Annotated in this window: 23 protein-coding genes; 3 read left to right on the top strand and 20 right to left on the bottom strand. The window is 36.0% G+C overall.

Annotation, left to right across the window (positions count from 1 at the left end; translation table 11 throughout):
• Positions 1-166: 166 nt before the first annotated feature.
• From DWZ33_RS10120 to DWZ33_RS10110, 3 genes are all read right to left on the bottom strand, one after another.
• Complete coding sequence (locus DWZ33_RS10120) at positions 167-1,273, bottom strand: M20/M25/M40 family metallo-hydrolase (RefSeq protein ID WP_118454732.1); 1,107 nt, start codon at positions 1,271-1,273, stop codon at positions 167-169.
• 544 nt (positions 1,274-1,817) lie between these two features.
• On the bottom strand, positions 1,818-2,684 hold the full coding sequence (gene dinD / locus DWZ33_RS10115) for a DNA damage-inducible protein D (protein WP_244925870.1): 867 nt from the start codon (positions 2,682-2,684) through the stop codon (positions 1,818-1,820).
• Positions 2,685-3,102: 418 nt separating this feature from the next.
• Complete coding sequence (locus DWZ33_RS10110) at positions 3,103-3,327, bottom strand: hypothetical protein (protein ID WP_022938792.1); 225 nt, start codon at positions 3,325-3,327, stop codon at positions 3,103-3,105.
• A 164-nt stretch (positions 3,328-3,491) separates the two neighbouring features.
• On the opposite strand from DWZ33_RS10110, the gene DWZ33_RS10105 reads away from it, so the two are divergent.
• Positions 3,492-3,914 carry a cupin domain-containing protein gene (locus DWZ33_RS10105; protein WP_118454730.1) on the top strand — a complete coding sequence of 141 codons (423 nt, stop codon included), beginning with the start codon at positions 3,492-3,494 and terminating at the stop codon, positions 3,912-3,914.
• 75 nt (positions 3,915-3,989) lie between these two features.
• Here the strand turns inward: DWZ33_RS10105 and DWZ33_RS10100 are convergent, their stop codons facing one another.
• From DWZ33_RS10100 to DWZ33_RS10085, 4 genes are all read right to left on the bottom strand, one after another.
• Positions 3,990-4,457, bottom strand: a complete 468-nt coding sequence (locus tag DWZ33_RS10100) for a hypothetical protein (protein ID WP_118454729.1) — start codon at positions 4,455-4,457, stop codon at positions 3,990-3,992.
• A 13-nt stretch (positions 4,458-4,470) separates the two neighbouring features.
• Positions 4,471-4,926, bottom strand: a complete 456-nt coding sequence (locus DWZ33_RS10095; RefSeq protein WP_022938795.1) for a VOC family protein — start codon at positions 4,924-4,926, stop codon at positions 4,471-4,473.
• A gap of 2 nt (positions 4,927-4,928) precedes the next feature.
• Positions 4,929-5,786 (bottom strand): AraC family transcriptional regulator, encoded by an 858-nt coding sequence (locus DWZ33_RS10090; protein ID WP_118454728.1) that lies wholly within the window; start codon positions 5,784-5,786, stop codon positions 4,929-4,931.
• A 215-nt stretch (positions 5,787-6,001) separates the two neighbouring features.
• The gene (locus tag DWZ33_RS10085; RefSeq protein WP_147352883.1) at positions 6,002-6,625 is read right to left on the bottom strand and encodes a hypothetical protein; all 624 of its coding nucleotides are present in this window, start codon (positions 6,623-6,625) and stop codon (positions 6,002-6,004) included.
• A gap of 533 nt (positions 6,626-7,158) precedes the next feature.
• Here DWZ33_RS10085 and DWZ33_RS18140 point away from each other — a divergent pair.
• Together DWZ33_RS18140 and DWZ33_RS18135 are read left to right on the top strand one after the other, a co-directional pair.
• The gene (locus DWZ33_RS18140; RefSeq protein WP_220452426.1) at positions 7,159-7,770 is read left to right on the top strand and encodes a hypothetical protein; all 612 of its coding nucleotides are present in this window, start codon (positions 7,159-7,161) and stop codon (positions 7,768-7,770) included.
• A 17-nt stretch (positions 7,771-7,787) separates the two neighbouring features.
• On the top strand, positions 7,788-8,108 hold the full coding sequence (locus DWZ33_RS18135; RefSeq protein ID WP_220452425.1) for a hypothetical protein: 321 nt from the start codon (positions 7,788-7,790) through the stop codon (positions 8,106-8,108).
• Between the two features lie 51 nt (positions 8,109-8,159).
• Here DWZ33_RS18135 and DWZ33_RS10075 read toward each other — a convergent pair whose 3' ends face one another.
• The 13 genes from DWZ33_RS10075 to DWZ33_RS10015 all read right to left on the bottom strand — a co-directional run bounded on the left by DWZ33_RS10075 (position 8,160) and on the right by DWZ33_RS10015 (position 22,588).
• Positions 8,160-9,293, bottom strand: a complete 1,134-nt coding sequence (locus tag DWZ33_RS10075) for a restriction endonuclease subunit S (protein ID WP_118454726.1) — start codon at positions 9,291-9,293, stop codon at positions 8,160-8,162.
• Complete coding sequence (locus DWZ33_RS10070; protein ID WP_118454725.1) at positions 9,278-11,371, bottom strand: HsdM family class I SAM-dependent methyltransferase; 2,094 nt, start codon at positions 11,369-11,371, stop codon at positions 9,278-9,280. Before DWZ33_RS10070 ends, DWZ33_RS10075 begins: the two co-directional genes overlap by 16 nt.
• Before the next feature lie 147 nt (positions 11,372-11,518).
• On the bottom strand, positions 11,519-11,794 hold the full coding sequence (locus DWZ33_RS10065; protein ID WP_118454724.1) for a hypothetical protein: 276 nt from the start codon (positions 11,792-11,794) through the stop codon (positions 11,519-11,521).
• Positions 11,795-12,299: 505 nt separating this feature from the next.
• Positions 12,300-12,716 (bottom strand): DUF1622 domain-containing protein, encoded by a 417-nt coding sequence (locus DWZ33_RS10060; RefSeq protein ID WP_022938809.1) that lies wholly within the window; start codon positions 12,714-12,716, stop codon positions 12,300-12,302.
• A gap of 8 nt (positions 12,717-12,724) precedes the next feature.
• A complete protein-coding gene (locus DWZ33_RS10055; protein ID WP_022938810.1) occupies positions 12,725-13,681 on the bottom strand; it encodes a ribose-phosphate diphosphokinase in 957 nt (318 codons plus the stop codon).
• 16 nt (positions 13,682-13,697) lie between these two features.
• Positions 13,698-14,804, bottom strand: coding sequence for a bifunctional UDP-N-acetylglucosamine diphosphorylase/glucosamine-1-phosphate N-acetyltransferase GlmU (gene glmU / locus DWZ33_RS10050; protein ID WP_118454723.1), 1,107 nt, complete (start codon positions 14,802-14,804; stop codon positions 13,698-13,700).
• 89 nt (positions 14,805-14,893) lie between these two features.
• Positions 14,894-15,730 (bottom strand): 4-(cytidine 5'-diphospho)-2-C-methyl-D-erythritol kinase, encoded by an 837-nt coding sequence (ispE, locus tag DWZ33_RS10045; protein WP_118454722.1) that lies wholly within the window; start codon positions 15,728-15,730, stop codon positions 14,894-14,896.
• Positions 15,702-16,574 (bottom strand): 16S rRNA (adenine(1518)-N(6)/adenine(1519)-N(6))-dimethyltransferase RsmA, encoded by an 873-nt coding sequence (gene rsmA / locus DWZ33_RS10040; protein ID WP_118454721.1) that lies wholly within the window; start codon positions 16,572-16,574, stop codon positions 15,702-15,704. Before rsmA ends, ispE begins: the two co-directional genes overlap by 29 nt.
• Positions 16,531-17,109: a ribonuclease M5 gene (rnmV, locus tag DWZ33_RS10035; RefSeq protein ID WP_420841416.1), complete on the bottom strand. Its 579-nt coding sequence runs from the start codon at positions 17,107-17,109 to the stop codon at positions 16,531-16,533. Before rnmV ends, rsmA begins: the two co-directional genes overlap by 44 nt.
• Before the next feature lie 187 nt (positions 17,110-17,296).
• Entirely contained in the window at positions 17,297-17,947 is a 651-nt protein-coding gene (locus DWZ33_RS10030) for a YczE/YyaS/YitT family protein (RefSeq protein ID WP_147352882.1), read from the bottom strand.
• A 2-nt stretch (positions 17,948-17,949) separates the two neighbouring features.
• Complete coding sequence (locus DWZ33_RS10025; RefSeq protein WP_118454719.1) at positions 17,950-19,368, bottom strand: glycoside hydrolase family 1 protein; 1,419 nt, start codon at positions 19,366-19,368, stop codon at positions 17,950-17,952.
• Between the two features lie 65 nt (positions 19,369-19,433).
• Complete coding sequence (locus tag DWZ33_RS10020; RefSeq protein ID WP_118454718.1) at positions 19,434-20,777, bottom strand: PTS transporter subunit EIIC; 1,344 nt, start codon at positions 20,775-20,777, stop codon at positions 19,434-19,436.
• Between the two features lie 113 nt (positions 20,778-20,890).
• Positions 20,891-22,588 carry a BglG family transcription antiterminator gene (locus DWZ33_RS10015; RefSeq protein ID WP_147352881.1) on the bottom strand — a complete coding sequence of 566 codons (1,698 nt, stop codon included), beginning with the start codon at positions 22,586-22,588 and terminating at the stop codon, positions 20,891-20,893.
• Positions 22,589-22,717: the final 129 nt, after the last annotated feature.

Below are 22,717 nucleotides of genomic sequence, written 5' to 3'. Positions count from 1 at the left end.
TTAAACAGTTTAATTAAGATAATATGAATGTATATCAATGCGGATAATCTAAATGATTATCTGCATTTTCTTTTATTTTTACCTTTACTGTATCGATTGTAAGTAACTCTAAATAAAAAGTTATGATTTTCAGTGAATTTCACGTACTCATCATAACTTTTATAAATTATTTATATTCTTCCATCAACGCTGTTATTAATTCAGTTGTTTTAACTAAATCTTCGATTCTCAGATACTCCTGAACCGTATGCACTTCACTCATTCCGCAAGCCAGATTCAGTGACTTGATACCTTTAGAGTTATAGATATTAGCATCTGATGCACCACCGCTTGTTTTAAATTCAGCCTGCAGTCCGATTTTCTCACAAGCATTTACAACCGCTCTTGAAATTTCATCATCTTCATCAATCATGAATCCCGGTGTTTGTATTTTGACTGTCGATTCAAAACGAGCGTTCAACTCACTGCATGTTTCTTTGAAAACAAGATGCACCTGATTCAGTAAATTTTCTAATTTATCATGATTCAGACTTCTGGCTTCAAATACAATTTCAACCGAAGGCATAACGATATTATATGCAAGCCCGCCCTTTACTTCGCCTAGATTACACGTTGTTTCTTCATCTACACGGCCAATATGCAGCTGCGTTATAGCCTGCGCGGCGACGCATAAAGCATTAACACCCTTTTCCGGACAAATGCCTGCATGAGCTTCCTTACCAATTACTTTAAGTACACCGTTGGCAAAATAAGGAGCCCCTTTCACAATTTCACCAGGTCTGCCGCTGGAGTCAAGAATATACGCGCCGTCAATTTTGTCAAGCTGTTGAGTATCCATATATTTTGGCCCATTTAAGCCATTTTCTTCACCGAATGAGAAAACGAAGATCAGTTCTGGCCGATCCGTTAATGATTTTACATTCAGCATCATTTCAAGCATTGCCGCAATTCCGCATTTGTCATCGCCGCCCAAAATACTTGTACCATCACTGTGAATCACTTCATCATCAATAATTGGATTAATTTCATCACATGGCAATACAGTATCCATGTGTGCCGAAAACATCAGACGTTTTTTATTCTCCGCGCGCAGGATTGCGACAATATTTCCAGCATTACCGCCATATTCAATATTGGCATCATCCTCATAAACTTCAATACCATTAGCATTGCAGAAATTCAGAATATAATCCGCTACCCGCCGTTCATTTCTCGAAGGTGATGGAATTCTCACTAAATCAAGAAACGTATTGACTAATCGTTCTTTATTCATAAGCACACACTCCTTTTCTGATTACCCGACCATTATAGCACAATTCTTAATTTTATTAAATTATTAACGCTAATCGGTGATGCTTGAAAGCAGTAGCTTAATAATTGAGAATTCAGCATATTTGAATTCACATCAACATGATATAATGAATTAAAAGGGGGTATCTTAATGTTTGCTGACGGAACTCTTGTGGCCATTTTTTTATTCGAAACGCTGATGTTTCTGTTAATCCCAGCATTGATAATTTTATTGATTTATTGTATTTTTCTAGCTATTAAAGCATTAAAAATATATATTCGGAAAAATCAATAGATGCACTTAAGGGGCAATTGCCGCCCCTTTTTATTTATAGTGTGATGATGTGATTTTAGTTTAAACAGCTGCATCAAAATAATATAAAAAATATTCACCATGTGTTTATAATCATATTCAATTAAAACTACCTACCCTAATAAAAACCGCCTGTATCTCTACAAGCGGTCTTTTCGCATTTCTTATTGAGTTGCAGCAATTTTGCTGAGGTCAGCAAAATCATAAATACGTCTTATTCATCAAGGATAAGAGGTTCTTTTTTTTCTTTCAGTTTTTTAAGCTGTTCCTTACCGATTTCAGCAATGCTCTTTTCGGGTGTCGGTAAATCTTCCGGCATCGTACCCTCATTTTTGGCTATTGCCTCTCGGACAGTTTGTCCAACTTGATAGTGGATACCGCTGGCCATTTCCAATCCCTGCGGCTGTTCACGACGAAGTTTTGCCTCGGTTTGTGTAATGCGGAACAGGTTTGCACCAAGTTCCTCGCTGCCCATATGGTCGAGGATTTTCTCGCTTTTTTTGAGTTTTTTCCTCTTGTGAATATCTGCGGCAGTTAAACCACCATACAGTCCCATATAGCCTGCGTTTTGAAATTGGGCATATTCCAACTGGTCTGTAATGCCTGCTTGATTCGCTGCCTCTGCAAGCATGGCATTCCAACTCGTAACCTCGCCGCGGATGACAAGGCGTTTTTGGTCCTCATCCAGTTCATTAAAGGCGTCGGCTATTTCCTGCCTGCGGGTCTGAATAGCAAAATAGGTCTGACCAAGAGCAATTGTCTCTTTACGTGGATCACCATTCTGCACGATTAGATAGCAGGCATATCGTGAAAGCTCATAATCTTTGACCTTTCGCTCGCTGCCGCTGCCAAGCTGAACCATTTTCCTGACCTCAAGAAAATGGTCAGCACACTCAAAACCGCTGTTTTGGCAGGAAAGCATTGCTTTATCAATAACCTTATTAAAGTTCTCCCACTTAGTATAGTCCAAAACAGGCGAAAGCTCACGGGCGTACCAAAACTCAATACCGTTTTCATCAGTGTGCTTTATATCCTCAAACTGTTTGTATTCTGTTGCAATCAGTGTTGCCAATTTACTCACCACCTTGCATCGTTTTTTCTATTATATCATTTTTTTGACAGATAAAAATCAATAACTTTTAAGGAGCAATCTTATTCCATTTAGTATTTCCAAGTTCAAAAACACTTTATACATTCTACAAATAATCATTGACTTTGAGTGAACTCCAGGTTTTATAATAACTGTCAAAGGAGGTAACGTAAGAAAAATTATCCGCTTTCCTTTTTGATACCTTTACAAAAGTAGGCATCAAAAAAGTAGATTTTCCTATCATGGCCAAGAAAGCCTGTAACGACGATGTAATTTTAGGTTTTAAACCGCTGCATCAAAATGATATTGAACAAATATTTAACATGTGTTTATAATCATATTCAATTAAAACTACCTACCCTAATAAATAACCGGCAGCCTTCTATTTCAAAGACTGCCGGTATTTTAATTATTTAGATTCATCATCAACGTGAATCGTGTACGTTTCATGAATTTTTTTATCAAATTCACGAATCTGCTCCTGTTTTTCTTCAGAAACCAGTATATCTGCCGCTTCTAAATCCAAACTGAATATTACCTCTTCCCCATCTTTAGTTGTTGTCTTAAAAACAGGATCTTTCCCTTCAAAAAACATACCATCGCCATCGTCATTCATTTTCCGTGATAAAGCCATAAATTTGCCTCCTGTTCATGAGATTATTATAGCACTTCATGATTAAAAGGAAAATAAGCATAATTATCTAAATTATAATCATTTTTAAAAATCAGCCTATTGACTTAGAGTTAACTCTAGGTTGTATCCTTATTGTGTACCCAAACAGAAATGGAGGTTTATGTATGGATAAACAACAGATGGATAAAGATTTAGGAGGCGGCAGTGTTTTTCCTATTGGAGAAGAAAATACAGCCTTTGCGCAATATTTTACCGGTGAATGTTACCTCAATATGCTGACTACAAAAGGAGTTGGGATTGGCAATGTAACTTTTGCGCCTAAGACGATCAATAACTGGCACATTCACCATAAAGGCGGCCAGATTCTATTAGTAACCGGCGGCCGCGGTTATTATCAGGAATGGGGTAAAGAGGCACTGGAGCTGCATCCCGGTGATGTTGTTAATATTCCGCCTGAAGTTAAACATTGGCATGGTGCTGCCGCTGACAGCTGGTTTCAGCATCTTGCTATTGAGGTACCTGCTGAAGGCGCGTCAAATGAATGGCTTGAAAAAGTATCAGAAGCCGATTATCAAAAACTAAAATAACGATTTAAAATTTACAATTAGCAAAACTAAAACGTATCTGTTCCTGAGAAGCAGATACGTTTTTAGTTCAATAAATTATTTCAATCGTGAATGCTCATAATTATATGGGATACTGCTGCCTTTTACGACATCCTCAATTTGTTTCAGAATCAGCCAGTCATCCATATTACCCTGATGGTCAAACTCCATTGGTTCAATCGCCTGTACATCATTAAATTCCACAAGACATAAGAATTTACGATGCCAGCGAACGCGCTGTTTATCGTTCAGCTTCAGCTTATCCTGACAACGGTCTAATGTCTGAGTAATTTCATCATCGCTTAACCGCATCAGGTTTTCCACATGCGTCACACTCGCACATGCATTAATCAGTCCTGTTCCCTTTTCCATAAAGTAGAGCTTTTCACCTTCAAATACTCGGCTGTGCGGAATTTTACGGCCTGCCGCGCCGCGGACAACCATCGTCTTACTGCCATTTAAAATTTTATCCAGCTCATGTTCACCTTTTTTGCCTGTATTATCACAATAAACTAAATGTACCATATTTTCCTCATTTCTAACGCAGATAGGCTCTGACTGCCTTAAGCGGCAGACTCGTCTTCTTTGCAATCTGCATTTCATCAAGCCCGGCATCTAAAAAACGCCGGCAAACAATTTTCATACTTTCACCCACTTCAAGAATATGATAGTCAGGATCATAAAAGCGTACCACACGCTGACCCCATTCATGAGTATAAGGCGGATGAACATATTCTATATCCATCTTTGTCAGTTTCTCAATGAACGGTTCAAAATCATCCTCTTCAAAATAAATTTCGGCATCATTTCCTTTATAAGAGGTTTCTTGCTCAATAAAACCTTGCCAGCTTGCTTCTGTCTGCAAACCAAGGCCGCCAGTCAGCACTGCATGTATTTGTAAATCAACCAATGTACGAAGTCCCATTACCTCCCAGTAAAATTTCTTAGATCGTTCCATATCCTTGACAACTAACATCGTATTTTTCATTTTCATGATTATTCCTCCTCTATGATTGGTATCCATATTTGACTTAAATAGTCTTTTGAATAAACATTACCTTCACTGTACCATTCCAGTTCCGGACAGTCCTCATGTTTAAATGGATACTTCACCAGCCATTCATTATGCAGAAAATCCCAGCCCCTCTGAATCGCATCCGGCTGTGTGCCGTAACAATCAAATACTGCCCAAGTCTGCGCGGGCAATGTGACCTCACACCAATCTGCCTGCAGCGCCGCGTTCGACGCACTCATTATCTTGTAGCTTATTGAATGTTCATCATACTGATCAAATAAGCCAAAGATACCAGGAGGGTTTCCCTCACTCTTCTGCATAAGCTGAAATGTAGTACCATCCTGCTGACATTGGTTCCAAAAAGCAGGAATCAGCTGATAATTCTGTTCATCCTCTGCCCGCAGCTTAAGACTTTTGCCAATCAGGCGGAAAGTTGACTTTTTTTCCAATCGCCAAGCAATTGTACTTGCTTTAGTGAAACTCATTTTAGGACAAATTTTCAGCTGGGCATCCATCATTCTGGCTGCCTTGGGAGTAACGCCATGGAATTGCTGAAAAGCTTTTGTAAATGAAGTTGGTGAATCATAACCATATTTATAGCTCAGTTCTATTACCTTTATATTACTGCTCTTCAAATCATAACCAGCAAGTGTCAATTTACGGTTTCTGACATATTCCGCAAAACTGATCTCATTCATGTAGGCAAAGATTTTTTGAAATAAAGCATAGGAACAGCCTGCCATCTCAGCAATTTCATTCTTATTAATCGGTTCCTCACGCCTTTGCAGATGTTCTTCAACATAATCAAGAATTGTCTGCAGCTTCTCATTCCAATTCATAATTCAACCTCATTTCTATCGTTATTCTATCATAACCTATCCCGTATTACCTCTTATTTTGTATCTATTGTGAAGAGGAAATTATAACCAGTGAAGCTTACAATCAGCATCTAACATCATAAATCAATCAGCACTTTTACAGATAAAATATAAAAAAACGAAGTGAAATTGAGTCTTACTTCGCTTTTCAGTTATTTCTATTATCTATTATAAAACTAATCCCCTTTAATTTCCCCAATATCAACCATCAATATGTTATACTCGACATGTTTTTCTACGAATATGATTGTACTTTGATCATTAATCACAATATCATACGTATCAGCATACTTGCCCAAAGGTTTATAATAATCCACATAAGTATAGGATTCAACTTCACCGAGGGCACTGCCTATAACCTCCATCATTTTCTTAACAGTAGGCTGTTTCTTCAACATATAAATATCGTAATACACAGCTCTATGTCCAGTTGGCTTCCATTCAAGTAGTTTGGGGCTGATAAACACTATGTCTTTCTGTTTTAAGACAACACATTGAGTGAAGGCATAGGCTACTCTTAAATAATCTTCACTGCCAGCCCGGAAATAGGTATATGTTGGGATTACCAAAAGGAATGATATTACGATTACATATAATATTTTTTTGAATTTCACAACATAATATAACTCAAGAATATCGCGTAATATATAATATATTCTAATCATCGCAATTGAAATAAAAGATGATAGATTAAATGCGGAAATATCTTTAATGAGAAAAGCCAAATATACTACATAAATAGCAATAAAAACGTAGGCCCACATGCGATTATAAACTTTTTCACCAAACTTCTCTTTCAAATATTTGTTAATATTATGCCAGAAAATTATATTATACAATAATCTGGTGATATTAAAATATGCTCATATTATCGTATATATTTGATATTTTACTATACTCTTATCAGTTTTCTAGTTGAGATTTTAACCATAAAATTTTATAATAATGGTACATATAATTAAACCAAATGATATGTAGAGGTTATAATCATGGCAAATAAAGAACTTATATTTGATGAAGTAGTAAAATTTTTAGAGGAATAACCTTTTACAAAATTCAAAGAAATAATAAAGCATTACTCATTTACAACAAATTCCGATCTTGAGAAAGAATTGAACAGTCTTGTTACTCTCAATTTTCAACAAAGATTAGAAAAGCTTCAAGTAATTCTATTTGTCCAAAATGTAATTCAAAAAATGTTAGTAAATACTGAAAGAGAAATAATATCCAAGTTTATAAATGTAAAGATTGCAATACCAAATTCACTGGATTTACTAATACTATTCTTGAAAAGAGCAGATGACATTGGGATATTTGGATTAAGGTTCTGGAAATGACTTTAAATGATTATTCTATTCCTGATATGATAAATGTACTTACAAAAGTAATAGATAATAGAGGTTATTGTGTTTGTAAAGTTAGCAGTCTGGGGAAACTTACAAATGAATTATTTGTTGATTTGTTTGAAAGTCATTTTGTAAACCCTGCATATCTTTGTTCTGATACCAATTCTGTTTACGAAAATTATTGTAATATTAAAAATATTCCTCTTTATGAAAGACCATCTAATTATTTATCTATTATTGAAAAGAATGGTTATATGATTCCTGATATAGGAGATCCTATAAAAACAGAAGAAACTGCAAAAAATAACCAAAAGGTTTTTGAAAAATTATATAACGAACAATTAATAGATAAAATTACGAATCGTGGATATATGAACTTTGAAGATTTTCAAAAACTTAAAAAGCAAAATAGTCTTCCATTGGGTAGAGTTAATGAACTACATAATGAAATCAAAAAGTTTATTTATTCAGGAATGACAAATGTTTCTACAAAGTATTTACAGAATTATATTGTTTTTTTACTTATACTCATAATCGAAAAATTGATCATGGCATTATCCTTCATCACAGATGTAGCGAACGAGAATTTGAATTTCTAAAGCCTACAAATCGTTATATGAAATTGCTTGAAAAAGAAACTGAGAAAGCAAGAAAGGCAACTTCCAATAAGTATTTTAAATTTAATGAAGAAGATGGAGTAAAATCTTTTAATAAAAGAGAGTTTTTGTTGGATCAACCAAGATCAAAACTATATACCATTACAAAAGAATGTAAAATAACTCATTATCGAAAACTTGCTCTTTGGTCTTTAGTTACAAAAATGCTTGAGCAGCCAAATATTACAGAAATTATATATAAACTCCTTGTGGAAAATAGGGCTTATAAAATTGATGAAGAAGATCTGGAAGCAATGAAAGACGGAAGATATAGATTATAAAAAAAAAGACACTTTGGAAGCAATCCCATTATGTCTTTTGCTTAAACTGCTTTACTCTTCTGTTGTTTCTGGTATAACACTTATCGAAATTAAACTTTGAATTTTGTCTATTAAACCTTGTTTAATTTCAGCAATTTGTTTATATCTTTCAGCAATTTCATTTTGCTTTTTCATATCATAAGAACCATCATTAGTAAGTGGTATAGGAATTTGGATATTAAGATTTTTTATCATTGTGCTATTGAGTTTAGTAAATTCATTTTTTCCAAAAGCACCAAGTCTTCCTTTTTTATTTTTTCTAAAAAGTGGTTCTAAATAATATTTTAGATACAATAAATTGATTGCGTCCTTATATTTATCATTAATTGTAATTACACATCTATCGCCATTCACAGAAAAACAACCATCTATAATAGTTATATATCCAGCACATCCATTTTTAGAATATGTCAGGTATTCACCTTCATAATCAAAATTATCAATAAAAGCAATTGGTTCATTATTATTAGCTGAATATAATGGATAATTCCCTTTGTGGTTTTGGCACCATGTCTTCGTATATGCTGCATTACCATTGTTGTGGATTATGATGTCATTTAATGAAATGTTTTCATATCTAATTCCATCTTCCCTATCTATATGTATCAATAATTCTTGGATTTCATAAACCTTATTTAATAGTCTCTGCCTTTGATTCTCTATTTCACTATATATTCCTGCAAGTCTTTTTTGCTCTTCAAGATCGTAAGCATTATTTTTTATCGGAATTAAAATTCGTAGATTTTTCAGCTTTCCTTTTCCCGCTTTTCGTGAAAAACTGAAAGACGAGAATTCCGGTGAAAAAATAATGGCAAATTTCAGATAATCTAAATCTATAAAAGGACGGACTTCATCAAACAATACCAAAGGAATAACCTTTTCTGACAGTGTAAAATGTCCTTTTCTATAAAAAATTCCAATTGAACCATCTATATTCCAAGTCAAACAATCATTAAAATATTTTATTCCAGGAAGATTATCTGCAACATATCCATAACTAACTTCATTTTCCTCTAATGAAGCTCCATAGACGGGGACATCTCCCTTATGGTTATTAATAAACGTTTTTGTGAATTGGCTATTATTTGTTCTTGAACCTTCAAAATTTATTATATCTCCTAATTTTCTTTCTATGATTTTAGGCATTTTATCGCCTCCCCATAATTATTTATATCAGCTATAACGCTTGATAAATAATCATTGAACTCATCGATATTCATAATTATGTCTTCCTTTTTAACGCCCATTTTGACTTTTTCTTCGTCGCTCCATCTTTTATCAATATCCCATGCAGAATGTTCTTTAAATGAATCTATCGGTAAAAGTTTTAATTTTAGGTCATCATCAAAGATAGGCTTTAGATAGTCATCAATTTTGTTCTTATCTTTACAACTACGAAAGAGATTATATTTGTTTACTGCAGTTTGGAAATCATTGTCTTCAATATCAAATCTGTAAACATCAAGGGTTTCTCCAATAGATGCACAATAATAAGCAAATACAGGATAGTTTTGTTTTTCTATAATATTTGATTTCTTTCTTAAAGTTATAATATATGTTTTCTTCGGAGTATTGAAGAAAGTATTAATTGGCAACGATATTATCGCCTCAACATAGCAATTTGTTGTTATAAATTCATGAAGACGTTTATTTCCAACATTAGTAAAAATACCATCTGGTAAAACAACATTAGCAATTCCATTAGGTTTTAGAGATTTAATTATCCATTCAAGGAATAGTCCTTCTACACCCATGCCTTTTTCTGTATAAAATCCAGTATCTTTTGCTGTTTTTGAAATTAAAGCACTTTGATAATACGGTGGATTGGCAAGAATAACATTATATTGTTTTCCATTTGTTTGTTCCAGCGTTCCCAAAATAGTCTTGCTGGAAAAATAAGTTTCGTTTAAAAGTTCTTGAGAAATTGTTTTTATATTTGCTAGATTGTTATTATCTTTAAACAATGATGAGAAGTAAATCATTGTATTTGCTTTAGCAAGAATAGTAGTTAAATCATATCCGCTTGTTGATCCTTTCTCATCCATCTCTTTTTCAAATCCATATAATTTTATTTTTTTGACTACATGACCATTTTCAAAAGTAAAGGGCTCATCAATTTTCAGGGATGCCTCAAGAAGAAATTTTCCAACACCACATGCTGGATCACAAATTTCGTCTCCCTCTTTAATATCTACCATATCTACCATGCCTTTGACAATTTTTAATGGTGTAAAATACTTTCCAGCATTCTCCTTGGTCTTCTCTTGTTTTGTAAAAGTTTCAAACAACTTGGATTTAAAATCTCTATTAATATCAATGAATTTTCCATCCGTTTCTTCGTATTCCTTAAAAAGCTTCATAACTTCATGGAAAGTAGTTGCATCAGCATTATTGCTTATATAATTACCATCAGAGTCCTTTTCTGCGTGGAATACAAAACCGTTAATTATTGAAGTTTTATCTGGAGCTTCTGGAAATAATTTTCCAATCTTTTCTCTTGGCTCGTGGATATATCTATAAAGCACTTCAGCTTCACTTCTACCATCTTCATTATAAAGATTCCATATATAATCAAAATTTTCAGTAACACCAAGAATATTAATATCGGACAAGTATTTAAACAAGAACAACTCAACAAAAGTATATAAACTATCTTTTGGAGTTGTGAATTTAATATTTTTCAAAAGTCCTCCAATTTTCTTGGCTAAATTTGTAGGATCAGAATATTTAATTTCATAAAGTTGATCGTTAGTATCTGATAAATCTAAATTTAATCGTTCAATGAGTTTTGCTGTTTTTCGTTCTTCAATTTTAGGATGAATAGGAGAAATAATATAATTTTCATCTTCGTCCATAATTTTATTTTTTGTTAGAGCATTCACCCAAACAAACTTTGTTCCGTCAGTAGCTACAAAAATTTTAACACCAAGTTCTTTTGCAACCTCTATCTCTTGATTGATAGCAGCCTCAATTTTCTTTTCTGTGTTAAATTCCTCTGGTTTCTTGCACTCAATATAGGCTATGATTTTTTTAGAATTATCAACAATAAGAACATCAGGTTTTTTACCTTTGTTTTTTACAGCAGTTTTTACCTTTTTGCAGACAATTCTTTTTTCATCTATTAAATTTCCTATAGTAGTTGCTCCTAGACTTAAACATTCATATTTATCCAAAATCGTAACTGTGTTAGAATACAAATCATTTTGTTTAGTTTGTTCTGACATTTTAATTTCCTTTCTTTGTCTGGAAGAAGATTCTTTATCTTTATACTAAAGATAAAGAGAAGGTTCCTTTTCGACATTTTACAATAATATATCTATATCGGTATAATGTTTGTAAAAAAATAATATATATAGATTCAATATACTAAATTACATGTTATTTCTTTGAATGAGCTGTAGAACCTTTAATCCTTTTTCTGTAAGAGCGTATTTACCACGCTTGTTATTGTACAGATAAAGGCAATCCTGTTCTATAAGCTCATTTATTATTTTATTAGCCTTTAATTTTGAGATATGAGCTATATCTGCTATTTCTTGCTGTGAAAGAGTAACATAGAATGAATCTTTTACTTTTACCTGATTATCACAAAGCAATTTTAGTAGCTCATATCTTTCATTCGCAAAGTATTCTAATGTGAATTGCATACCCTCGCCTCCTTTTTGAGCTATAGATATTTATATTATACTACTTTTGATATCAAAAATCAATATTATGGTGTATTATATCAATAATTTATAGTGCATTTTATTTTGATTATAGGTGGTTTAAATTTTATGCGACTCTCATTGAGAAAATAAAAAAACAAGGGATTTTATCGTATATTTTATACAATAAAATCCCTTATAATTAATAATTTTCAACTAATTAATTAAATACTTTGGTTTTGTTATATTACCACCCTTTAAATGGATAATATAACAGAAAAAGTAATCCATAAGTGTCCCACCACCTTCGTTCATAGTTTCCTATACTTACAATGTATATGCCATATACAGACTTGTCAAGCAATTCACATAAATGGAACTTAGAATTATATATTTCCACAACAAAAGCAGGCATTTACCATGCATTGATGGAACCGCCTGCTCTTTGAAGATTTACTTTCATGAGATAGTGGATTTAACCCTAACTCCTTTTTAACGTCTGTTTTTAATAATCCGATGCCGTTACTTCCTCAGAACCGCCGTGTTCTTTTTCTGATTTTACCTCAAAGTGAATCAGAACAGATAACAGTGCTCGCAGGACAATGATACAGCCAAGCATATAAATTTCATCTGTACTTCTGATGATAACTGTTTTCAGGATCTCTGCACCCATCTTAAATTCAAGACCTAATGCCAATGAGTTACCTAAAGCCAGCTTCACTGGGAAATGATTCTTATAAAGCAATGAGCGAACATAGAGAACAAAAGCTCTTAATGAACCCACCGTAATTACAAAGATACCAATCAATTCGATTAAACCGATGATTTCAGGTACGATATCATTAACAATGCCTTCAATATATGAAGTATGTTCAACAACTTCGCCTGCCATCATGGTAATAGTTAATAATAAATGATTCATAAGCCAGCCTATTGTGCTTCAAGCTGAGTAAGAATCTCACTTACTGACTTGTTTTCTTCCATTTGTTTAATCGTTTGACCAAGAATCAATCCTACTGACAATACCTTCATCTTAGGCAGCAATGCCTGTTTAGATTTTTGAGGGATTGTATTTGTACAAATAAATTCTACAATTCTTGAATTGTCCAGACGTTCAATCGCTGGGCCGGATAATACACCGTGAACACAGCTTGCATATACTTCTTTTGCACCCATGCGATACAGCATATCGACACCAGAAATTAACGTACCGGCTGTATCAACAATATCATCAACGATGATTGCTGTCTTTCCGTCAACCTCACCAATTAAATTCATTGCTTCCGCAACATTTGGTTTAGGACGGCGCTTATCAATAATAGCGATTGGCGCATGCAGCATTTCAGCTAATTTACGCGCACGAGTCGTACCGCCGTGATCCGGTGATACAACGACAATATCATCGAGGTTCTTTTCTTTAAAATATTTGCCAATAATTGACAACGCTGAAATATCATCAGCCGGGATATTGAAGAATCCCTGAATCTGCGTAGCATGCAGCTCCATTGTAATTACGCGGCTGGCACCTGCTTTTTCCAGCAAGTCAGCAACCAGTTTAGATGTAATTGGCTGTCTTGGACGAGCCTTGCGGTCTTGACGCGCATAACCAAAGTACGGCATTACGCAGTTGATCGTAGCGGCTGACGCACGTTTGCAAGCATCAATAGCAATTAAAAGCTCCATCAAATTGCTTGACACTGGCGCACAAGTGGATTGTACGATATAAACATGCTTACCACGGACAGATTCACCTAGTTCAACAATAATTTCACCATCAGCAAAATGCTTTACATCGCAATTTCCAAGCGGCAGACCAATCTGCTCAGCAATTTCATTAGCCAATTCAACACTTGATGTTAAGGCGAAAATGACTGTATCTTTTACCATTTTTGTTTTACCCCTTTTACTTTCCTTTGTTTAAATAATCATATCCAAACGCTTCTTTGTTGCTTTGGCGGGTTCTGGCAATACCCATTGCACCGTCGGCAACATCTTCAGTAATCGTACTTCCTGCTGCCAGCAATGCCTTTTCGCCAACAGTTACCGGCGCAATGATATTTACATTGCTGCCTACGAAAGCACCATCCTTAATCGTTGTTCTGAATTTATGCTTGCCATCATAATTCACCGTAACTACACCGCAGCCAATATTAACCTTACGGCCAACATCGCTGTCACCGATATAAGTCAGATGCGCGCATTTGCTTCCTTCACCAAAATTTGAATTTTTGAATTCCACAAAATTTCCAATACGCACATTTTCACCGATGCTTGTATGGTTGCGCAGATGTGAATACGGGCCTACCGTTGTGCCGCGGCCAACCTCACTATCCACAATTTTAGAAGCATCAATCAGAACATCATCATGGAGAATCGCATGATCCAGCCATGACCCAGGGAGTATTTTAACATTTTTACCAATCTTTGACGACCCGTAAATCACTACATTGCCATAAATAACAGAGCCTTCACCAATAACGGTATCTTCACTGATACAGGCTGTATTCATATCAAGGAACTGTACGCCTTGATTCAGCCATGATCGATTAATCCGCATTCTTAGTGTCTGCTCTGCCTCATAAAGCGATGCACAATCATTCACTTCACACCATTCGCATGGTTCAGCACTCACGCTTGCCGCTTTTGACAAGTCAGGCTGAAATCCGTTCTTGAAACAAAAAATACCAACATTCTCATCATTCAAAACACATGAACCTTGTTCATCCGCCAGCCGATATAACTCAGCCATCGTCTGACTTTTTAATAATGGCATATTTCCTTTCAAGACAAGTGTGGTTCCAACAGCTTGACTGCTGAAATCAACCGCCGGGCTCACTTCAAATCCCGCCGCTTTAACTGCTTCTGATTCACTGACAACAACAATACTTTCTGCACCTGCCTGAATTGCATGATCCACTGTTGTTTTCAGCATTGATTTGCCGCAGATTTCACGCAGACAGAAGTCTTGTTCCTGTAAACTGGTTCCGGTCAAAATGATTGCAGTTTTCATTAAAAAACCCTCCCTCACTATTTTACCAAATTTTCAATTTAAAAAAAGGTGTTTTTATAACAATTCCATACTTTTTCACAAATTTATACTTATTTTAAAAGATTTGTATGATAACAGACACAATCTGCATAAGGATTTGATGCGATTATCTCCTCAATCAGCTGATGATTTCTAGTTAAGCCAAACAATGCAGAGCCGCTGCCGGACATTAAAACCGCATCGAAACCATCTTCCATCATTTGCTGTTTAAGCTCACCGATCCGCGGTACCAGTTTGAATGCCGGCTGTTCTAATGTATTACCGATGAGCGGCAGCCATTCCTCATCGTGCCCCTCTTTTAACGCTGATACAATCTTAGCAATATCAGGATGCTTAGCGCTCTTAAAGTCAAGCAATTTAAACGCGCTGGCGGTGGAAACACCCATCGCTGGTTTCACCAATATAATTTCATAATCAAAGATAGGTTTAAATGGTTCAATCTTCTCTCCGATGCCGCTGACATAAGCCGGTTTATTGATGACACAAAATGGAACGTCGGCGCCAATTTGTTTGCCAAGCGCGGCTAAGTCTGTATTAGGTATATTCAAATTACAGAGCTGATTAATCCCTCTCATTACCGCTGCCGCATCCGCACTGCCGCCAGCCAGACCAGCCTGCATCGGTATTACCTTATGACAGTCTATCTTAAAATGCTGTTTCAATTGGTAAGTATCACGCATGAGCTTTACAGCTCTGACAATCGTATTCGTATCATCAAAGGGCATGGCTTTATCACTTGTCCAGCAATCCTCATCACTGAATTCAATACTCAGTGTATCATGAAAGGTCAGGGGCAGCATAATCATTGACAATTCATGATATCCATCCGTTCGGCGGCTTACGACATCCAGGCTTAAATTAATCTTCGCATAAGCTGATTCCTGCATTTTCCACACTCCTATATAGACCGATAAATTCTTCCAATCCGCAGCTTTCTGCCCTTCTGACAGGATCAATACCGCTGTCCGTCAGCACCTTGCGCGCTAATTCCTTATCACCTATTGTTTCAAAGAGATTATTCAGCAAGGTTTTACGGCGCTGAGTAAAACAGCCTTTCACTAATTTATAAAACATTGGTTCATTGATTGTCGGATCATTTTTTTTAAACCGAAACTGCAGCACCGCTGAATCTACATTCGGTTTGGGATTAAATACATTTTTGGGAACCTTCAGCACGTTTTTAACAGTACAGCGATACTGCGTGATGACACTGAGCGCATTATAGTCCTTCGTATTGCATTTCGCCGCGAAACGATCCGCCACTTCCTTTTGCATCATGACCGTTATTTGTGAAATACCCGCGTCTGCCTCAAAGATTTTAAATAGAATCGGCGTAGTAATATAATAGGGCAGATTGGCCGCCACTACTACCTCATATCCCTCATCCAAATAGGGTTGTGTCACTTCTTTTAAGTCAATATTTAAAAAATCCTGAAGAACAACCTCAACATTATCGCAATCCGCTAGCGTATCAGCAAGCACTGCCGGCAGCCGTTCATCAATCTCAAAAGCAACTACCTTATCTGCTTCCTTGCTCAGCATCTGTGTCAGCGCGCCGATACCCGGGCCAATCTCAAAGACTACGCACTTGCCTGCTGTCACTGCCGCTGCCGCTATTTTACTGACGATGCCCGGTTCAATCAGAAAATTCTGACCGTAATTTTTCTTCGCATATAAATTATGTTTTTCAAGAATTTCCTTGGTTCTTGACGGTGTCGCTATTACTTTCATCCTTTTCCTCCTCAATCATATCTCTTAATTCATCTTCTGTGACCTGAACCATATTCAGCCGCTTAAACAGCGTCTTGGCATTTGCCTTGCCGATAAACAGCCGCTCACCGATCCGCTCACGCAGCCAAGCCGAATTTTCTCTGCCATTTAAACCAAGGGCATTAAATACATCCCAACTAATTGTTTCCTCAATCTTATCTGTAAAAGTCATACAATTTTTTAACGATTCTTCAAGATCCTCACGCTTCGCATGTTCTACACCGACCTTTTTTGTCGTATGTGCCTTGCCTTTCGCAATGAATGCATTCTTGCAGTTAGGTACTGCCTTGTTGATGGCATCTCTGATCTTATTCCCAGGCGCGTCAGGATCGGTAAATATAATGACTCCCCGCTTTTCATTTGCCAAACGAATCGCCGCCAGCGTCTTCTTACCCAGATGCGTACCCTGTGTCTCAATCGTATCACAATCAAAATGACTTTTAAGTACATTACTGTCGTTTTTTCCTTCAACTACAATGATTTCTTTTATTTTCATGCCGATCATCCTTACCGCCCTATTTTACCACGAATCGTCTATTTAGAATAGTTTCTCAAAGGGTAATTGCATCAGAAAGCTTTTATTCAAATAGAAAATAAAATGCTCGTATACGCTGTATATAATGAATTTACAGCTAATTACGAGCAAGTTTATTTATTCAGTAAGCATGAACCAATAATTCTTATTATACAGGATTCTCTGAGTATGACAGCACCTTCCATTGAGAAAACCTTGTCTTAAGCCAAGAACACAGAGGGCCGGTCAATGCCATTGAGCAAACAGTGCCAAATCCCAAACCGATAATATTGCCAAGCATCAACCATGAAATGATCGCCGCAATACACAAACAGCAGCCATCAAAAATCAGCTTCACTTTGCCAAAGGATTGATTCCAACGTCCGGCAATCGTCTGTACAAGTCCATCAGGAGCATTGGGCACTAAATTCATCGATACAACTAGGGTAGTTCCCAGAGCCACTAAAATAATGGCTGCCGCTAACATAACTATTCCTTCAATAAAAGAACCAGCTTCAAATTGCAGAACATATAGATTAATGACATCAACCATTCTGCCAAACAAGTAAGAAATCGGCAGCTGCAGCAGCGTCAGCAGATCAATTCGTTTTTTCACTAACCATTGGACAGCAATGAATAAACAATACATCATTAAGACAGCTGTTCCCAGAGATATTGATGTTGTATTAGCCAGTACATATGGAATGCCATTGATTGCGGCAACCCCCAGATTCGTTTTTGTATTTAAAACAACACCAACACAAAGTATCACAAGTCCCAAGAAATAAATACCAATCCTTTTTAAACTTATAGTATTCATTCTCATTTAATATTTTCACCATTACAGGCAATTGTTTCTTGATACCAATAAAATGATTTCTTCTTTGAGCGTGATAAATCTTTCAAATCAAATTCATCACGATTCACATAAACCAGCCCATATCGTTTAGAGAAACCAGAATGACCGGAAACAATATCCATAAACGACCAGTTACAATAGCCGATAAATTCTACCCCAACATTCATGGCCCGCTTCACCGCAAGTAAATGTCGGTGCAGATAATCGATACGGTCATCATCCTGAATCATCCCCTCCTCAGGCATTACTTCCTTATTACCAAATCCATTTTCGGTAATCATCAGCGGCAGACGATAACGTTCCCATAAAAGGCGGCACACACCCTCAAGACCTATATCATCAATTTCCCAGCCCCAAAGAGTGGCATTTAAATTTTCATTCTTGACTACCTTATAGATACCCGCTTCCTCTGCAGGCAGTAATTTTATAACCATATCACCGATTTTGTTTTTATCACTCAGCGGATATGCTGAAATACTTTTTGAGGCATAATAATTAAAGCCGATAAAATCCGGTTTATTCTCTTTCAGGCAGGCTAAATCCCCCTCTTGAAGCTTTGGCATCCAGCCGCGATCCTCTAAATAGCGCTTAAAGACACCGCCATATTCACCCTTAACATTTAAATCAAGAACATAATAATTACGAATTTCCATTGCATCCAGCCATGCCATCATATCCGCCGGCCGATTTGATGTTGGGTACATCATATCAAAACAAACGGCAGGACCAATCTTACCGCCCTCCACAAGTTCATGACATGCTTTAAATGTTTTAGCCGCTGCTATACACATGTGATGATTGGCAAGAAATCCAGCTTTTTCATTCTCATATAAATCATCGCCCTTTAACCCTAATCTAAAAGGCATATGTACAACATGATCTTGTTCATTAATGGTAATCCAATATTTCACCCGATCACCATAGGTTTTAAACAGAAAAGATGCATAATTAACATAATCATCAATACTTTTACGGCTTAACCAGCCGCCGTATTGTTCAATCAATCCCTGCGGATATTCAAAGTGATAAATCGTAACGATCGGGGTAATATTGGCTGCTACAAGCTCATCAATTAAACGATTATAGAAATCAACGCCAAGCTGATTTACATCGCCGTTTCCCTGAGGAAAAATCCGTGTCCAAGCAATTGAAAAGCGATAAGCTTTTAAACCGCATTCCTTCATTAATGCCACATCTTCCTTAAAGTGATGATAATGGTCACTGGCTACTTCATAATTACAGATCTTTGGATTCTGTTCCCTCACATCCATAACTGATAATCCTTTGCCATCTTCATAAGCTGCACCTTCACATTGAAAAGCCGCGGTTGCACTTCCCCATAAGAAATTCTTAGGGAATGAATTTATCGTTTTAGTCTCCATTTATTTGTTCTCCTTTAAAGAAGTGGGAAGAGTTTCTTCCCACCTGATTCTATAGTTCTATGTTACTAATCCTCATCAAAACCGATGATCCACGTAATAACAAAGCCTAAAACGGTTGCCATTACCGCTGCTGCACAAGCAAGATAGAAATTGCTCATTGAACCACCCATGAAAATCGGCAATGTCAGGAATGAACAGGAAGCTGTCGCATAGGCACGAATATCAAAGATACCGATAAAGACACCTGTAATTGCGGAAGCGATGATTGCTGAAATGAGCGGTTTTTTCATACGAATCAAAACACCATATAGTGCTGGCTCTGTAACAGAAAGCAATGCGGTAATTCCTGTAGAAATACCTACTTCCTTATTTTCAGCCTTCTTCGCCTTAATGCCAACAGCCAAAGCAGCTCCAGCTATTGCCAGATTGGCAGCTAATGCCTTTGAGAAAAGTAATGAAGAACCAACAGCAGTGATTTCATTTACAATAAGTGGAGTAATAATTGTATGCATACCAACCATAACTAGCAATGGGTGTAAAGCTGATAAAATTGCCATTGAAAGACCGCCGAAGCTTGTTACCCAAATACAGAATTGAGCAAGAGCAGAACCGACAATCGTACCAATCGGTCCTAAAACCAACAATGTGATTGGGAACATGATCATAGCTAATGCAAACGGACGAATAATCGATTTGATCGCATTGGGTGTAACTTTAAGAATTGCTTTATCTAACACTGACATTACTGGTACCATTAATAGTGCCGGAACAATATTAGATGTATACTTTACACTCATTAATGGGATGCCAAAGATTGACAGACCCTCAACGCCGGTCACAGCCGCTGAACAAAGTGCCAGCATGATGAAAGCAGCTACATATTCATTGGTTTTTAATCTTCTGGCACCTGCAAAAGCAACCATTACCGGCAGATATGAATAAGCTGCATTAGCCAGTGCATTCAGCAGTATATAAGTAGAAGATTCATTTGTTAATACATTGAAATTCAACAATAATGCCAAAATTGCACTGATAAGTCCTGAACCTATTAATACAGGCAGTGTCGGTGTAATACAGCCGCTGATAAACGCAAAGATCTGATTCATTTTACTTTCTTTTTTATCTTCTGCGTTTAAATTCTCTACCACAGGCGCAGCCTCAGCATCAGGCAGCAATGGAAGTATTTCATTATATAATTGTTCCACTTCTACACCAATAATTACTTGAAACATACCGCCTTGCTTAACAATCCCCTTAACACCTTTTAAAGCTTTTAATGCTTCCTCATCAGCTTTCGCATCATCATTTAATACAAAACGCAGACGAGTCATACAATGCGTATGTGTTTTGATGTTTTCTTTACCACCTAAATACTCAATAATTTTAGGTGCTGTTTCTTTAAAATTCATTTTTAATCCTCCTTATATTTAGTCAAGAATTTACCTTGCAGCTATATAATAAAAGGATTCATTAAATCGAACAAGAACATGAATTTCTTCAAATCTGGAAATTTAGTGAACAATTAAATTTTCTGTTCCTTCATCATCTGACCAAAGCGATTAATCATACGATGATAATACAGAAAAGTGTCTTTTGAATTATAATTAAATAAGAAAAAACGATGGCCATGCCAGTTTGTTTCCACAACCATAGTTTCTATCTCATCATTAAGTGAGGTCATTAAGTAACAATCATTGATACAAATGATTTCCCGATTCATCGCAATTTTTACACCATGAATTTGAATCATCTCTTCAGCTTCTAAATAGTCACCGCAAAAGATTTTCACAGGACGGTTTTTATATACAATGCGGTTAATTGCTTCATAGTCTTGATTATTGATAAATGGATGTATCTTTAAAAAAGGTACATTACCAAAAGAGCCAAGTATACTTTTAGTGCCTAAAATCAAAGCATAATTCTTTTCTGTCAAGCGTTTTTCTATATCCCATCGAACATGAATAGGTGTAATGGTTGCTTTTGAACCAAAATGTTTTTCTAAATCAGTTTTAATCATGTTGCATTGCGATATATTACTTTCATATAGAAGCATATCTTCACGGATTACAACATGTTTGCGGTACAACCCTTGTACGTGCATTGCCATATAAACACGATTTTCATTATCAGGTTTTATTTGAGTATAAGCAGTTATTAATTCACACAGCTTGCCGCAAAGCATGTATGCACTAAGTAAACGCTGCAGCATCTGATCAAATGTGAAATCGTTTAAATGGGTTCCGCGGAAGCCTTTTTTTAATAATTCATCTAAATGAGCAATTAAAGAATCTGCTTCATCAAGACGCAGAAGCTCTTCATGGTATTCATTATTGGCCCATTCGATGAATTGACTGACAATCGTATATGCCAGTGGGTTTTCAATTACCGCTCGATTCAATGAGGTAAGCGGCAATGATGACAATTCCTTATAAGATATGTTGATATCGACTTTCTTTAGTGCATCGGCAACATCCTTAAAAATAGCGTCATCTTTGATATGCGTTGGTTCTAAGTAACAGCCATGGTTTGTTCTTTGCATTATTATCATAATATGAACAATTAATTTTGTGATATTCTCATTGGATAACACAAAATGATGTTCATACAAAAAAGCATTTATTATTTCCTGTACGTCATATAATTTTTGCTGATACTCCTTTTCGAGATAATTTAAAAGATGGCGGTTCTCCGTTGCTTGTCCCTCACCTTTCACAAAAGTCCTTACAAGCAGTTCTCTGATCGCTTTTTCATCAGCATTAAGCCGCATTCCCTTACGTGAAGAAATGGAAATGGAAGCCATGGGTACTATGAGTGGAATTTCTTTCTCTAATTCGTGGACAATACCAGAAATGCTTGACTTGGATACATACATTTTATCAGCCAGCATATTCATCGAAATATAGCCGCTTGTACGGCATAGATAAGAAAGAATAAATATTTTACGTTCCTCTGCTTCACTGCCTAATGTTTGTCCTTCATCTTCACGAATAATTTCTTCATACGCATTTAAAAAATCCTCTTTTTTCTCAAAAGGAATACTAATTCTGCCATCCTTTTCGCAAAGTGATAATTGATATTTTTTGAGTGCATTTTGAATCATTTGTAAATCACTTTTCAGTGTTTTCTCACTTATACCTCCCTGAGAACACAGCTCTTTATCACTAGCACCAAAATAACTTGCGATAATTTCTCTTAAGAATTTCTTCTGCCTGTTTATCATATAAAAATTATGACACATTCCTTTTATTCACGCAAGGATATGCTATTTTGAACTACATGAGCATTAACTGTAAAGAAGATGGCAATTCATTAAAAATATCTATAAAAGAAAAAAACGAAGTCATTAAGA

It is taken from the genome of Dielma fastidiosa (assembly GCF_003475485.1).
GTDB classification, from domain to species: domain Bacteria; phylum Bacillota_I; class Bacilli_A; order Erysipelotrichales; family Erysipelotrichaceae; genus Dielma; species Dielma fastidiosa.
Note: the sequence above shows the minus strand (reverse complement) of the source record. Positions and strands in the feature narration are given on the sequence as shown.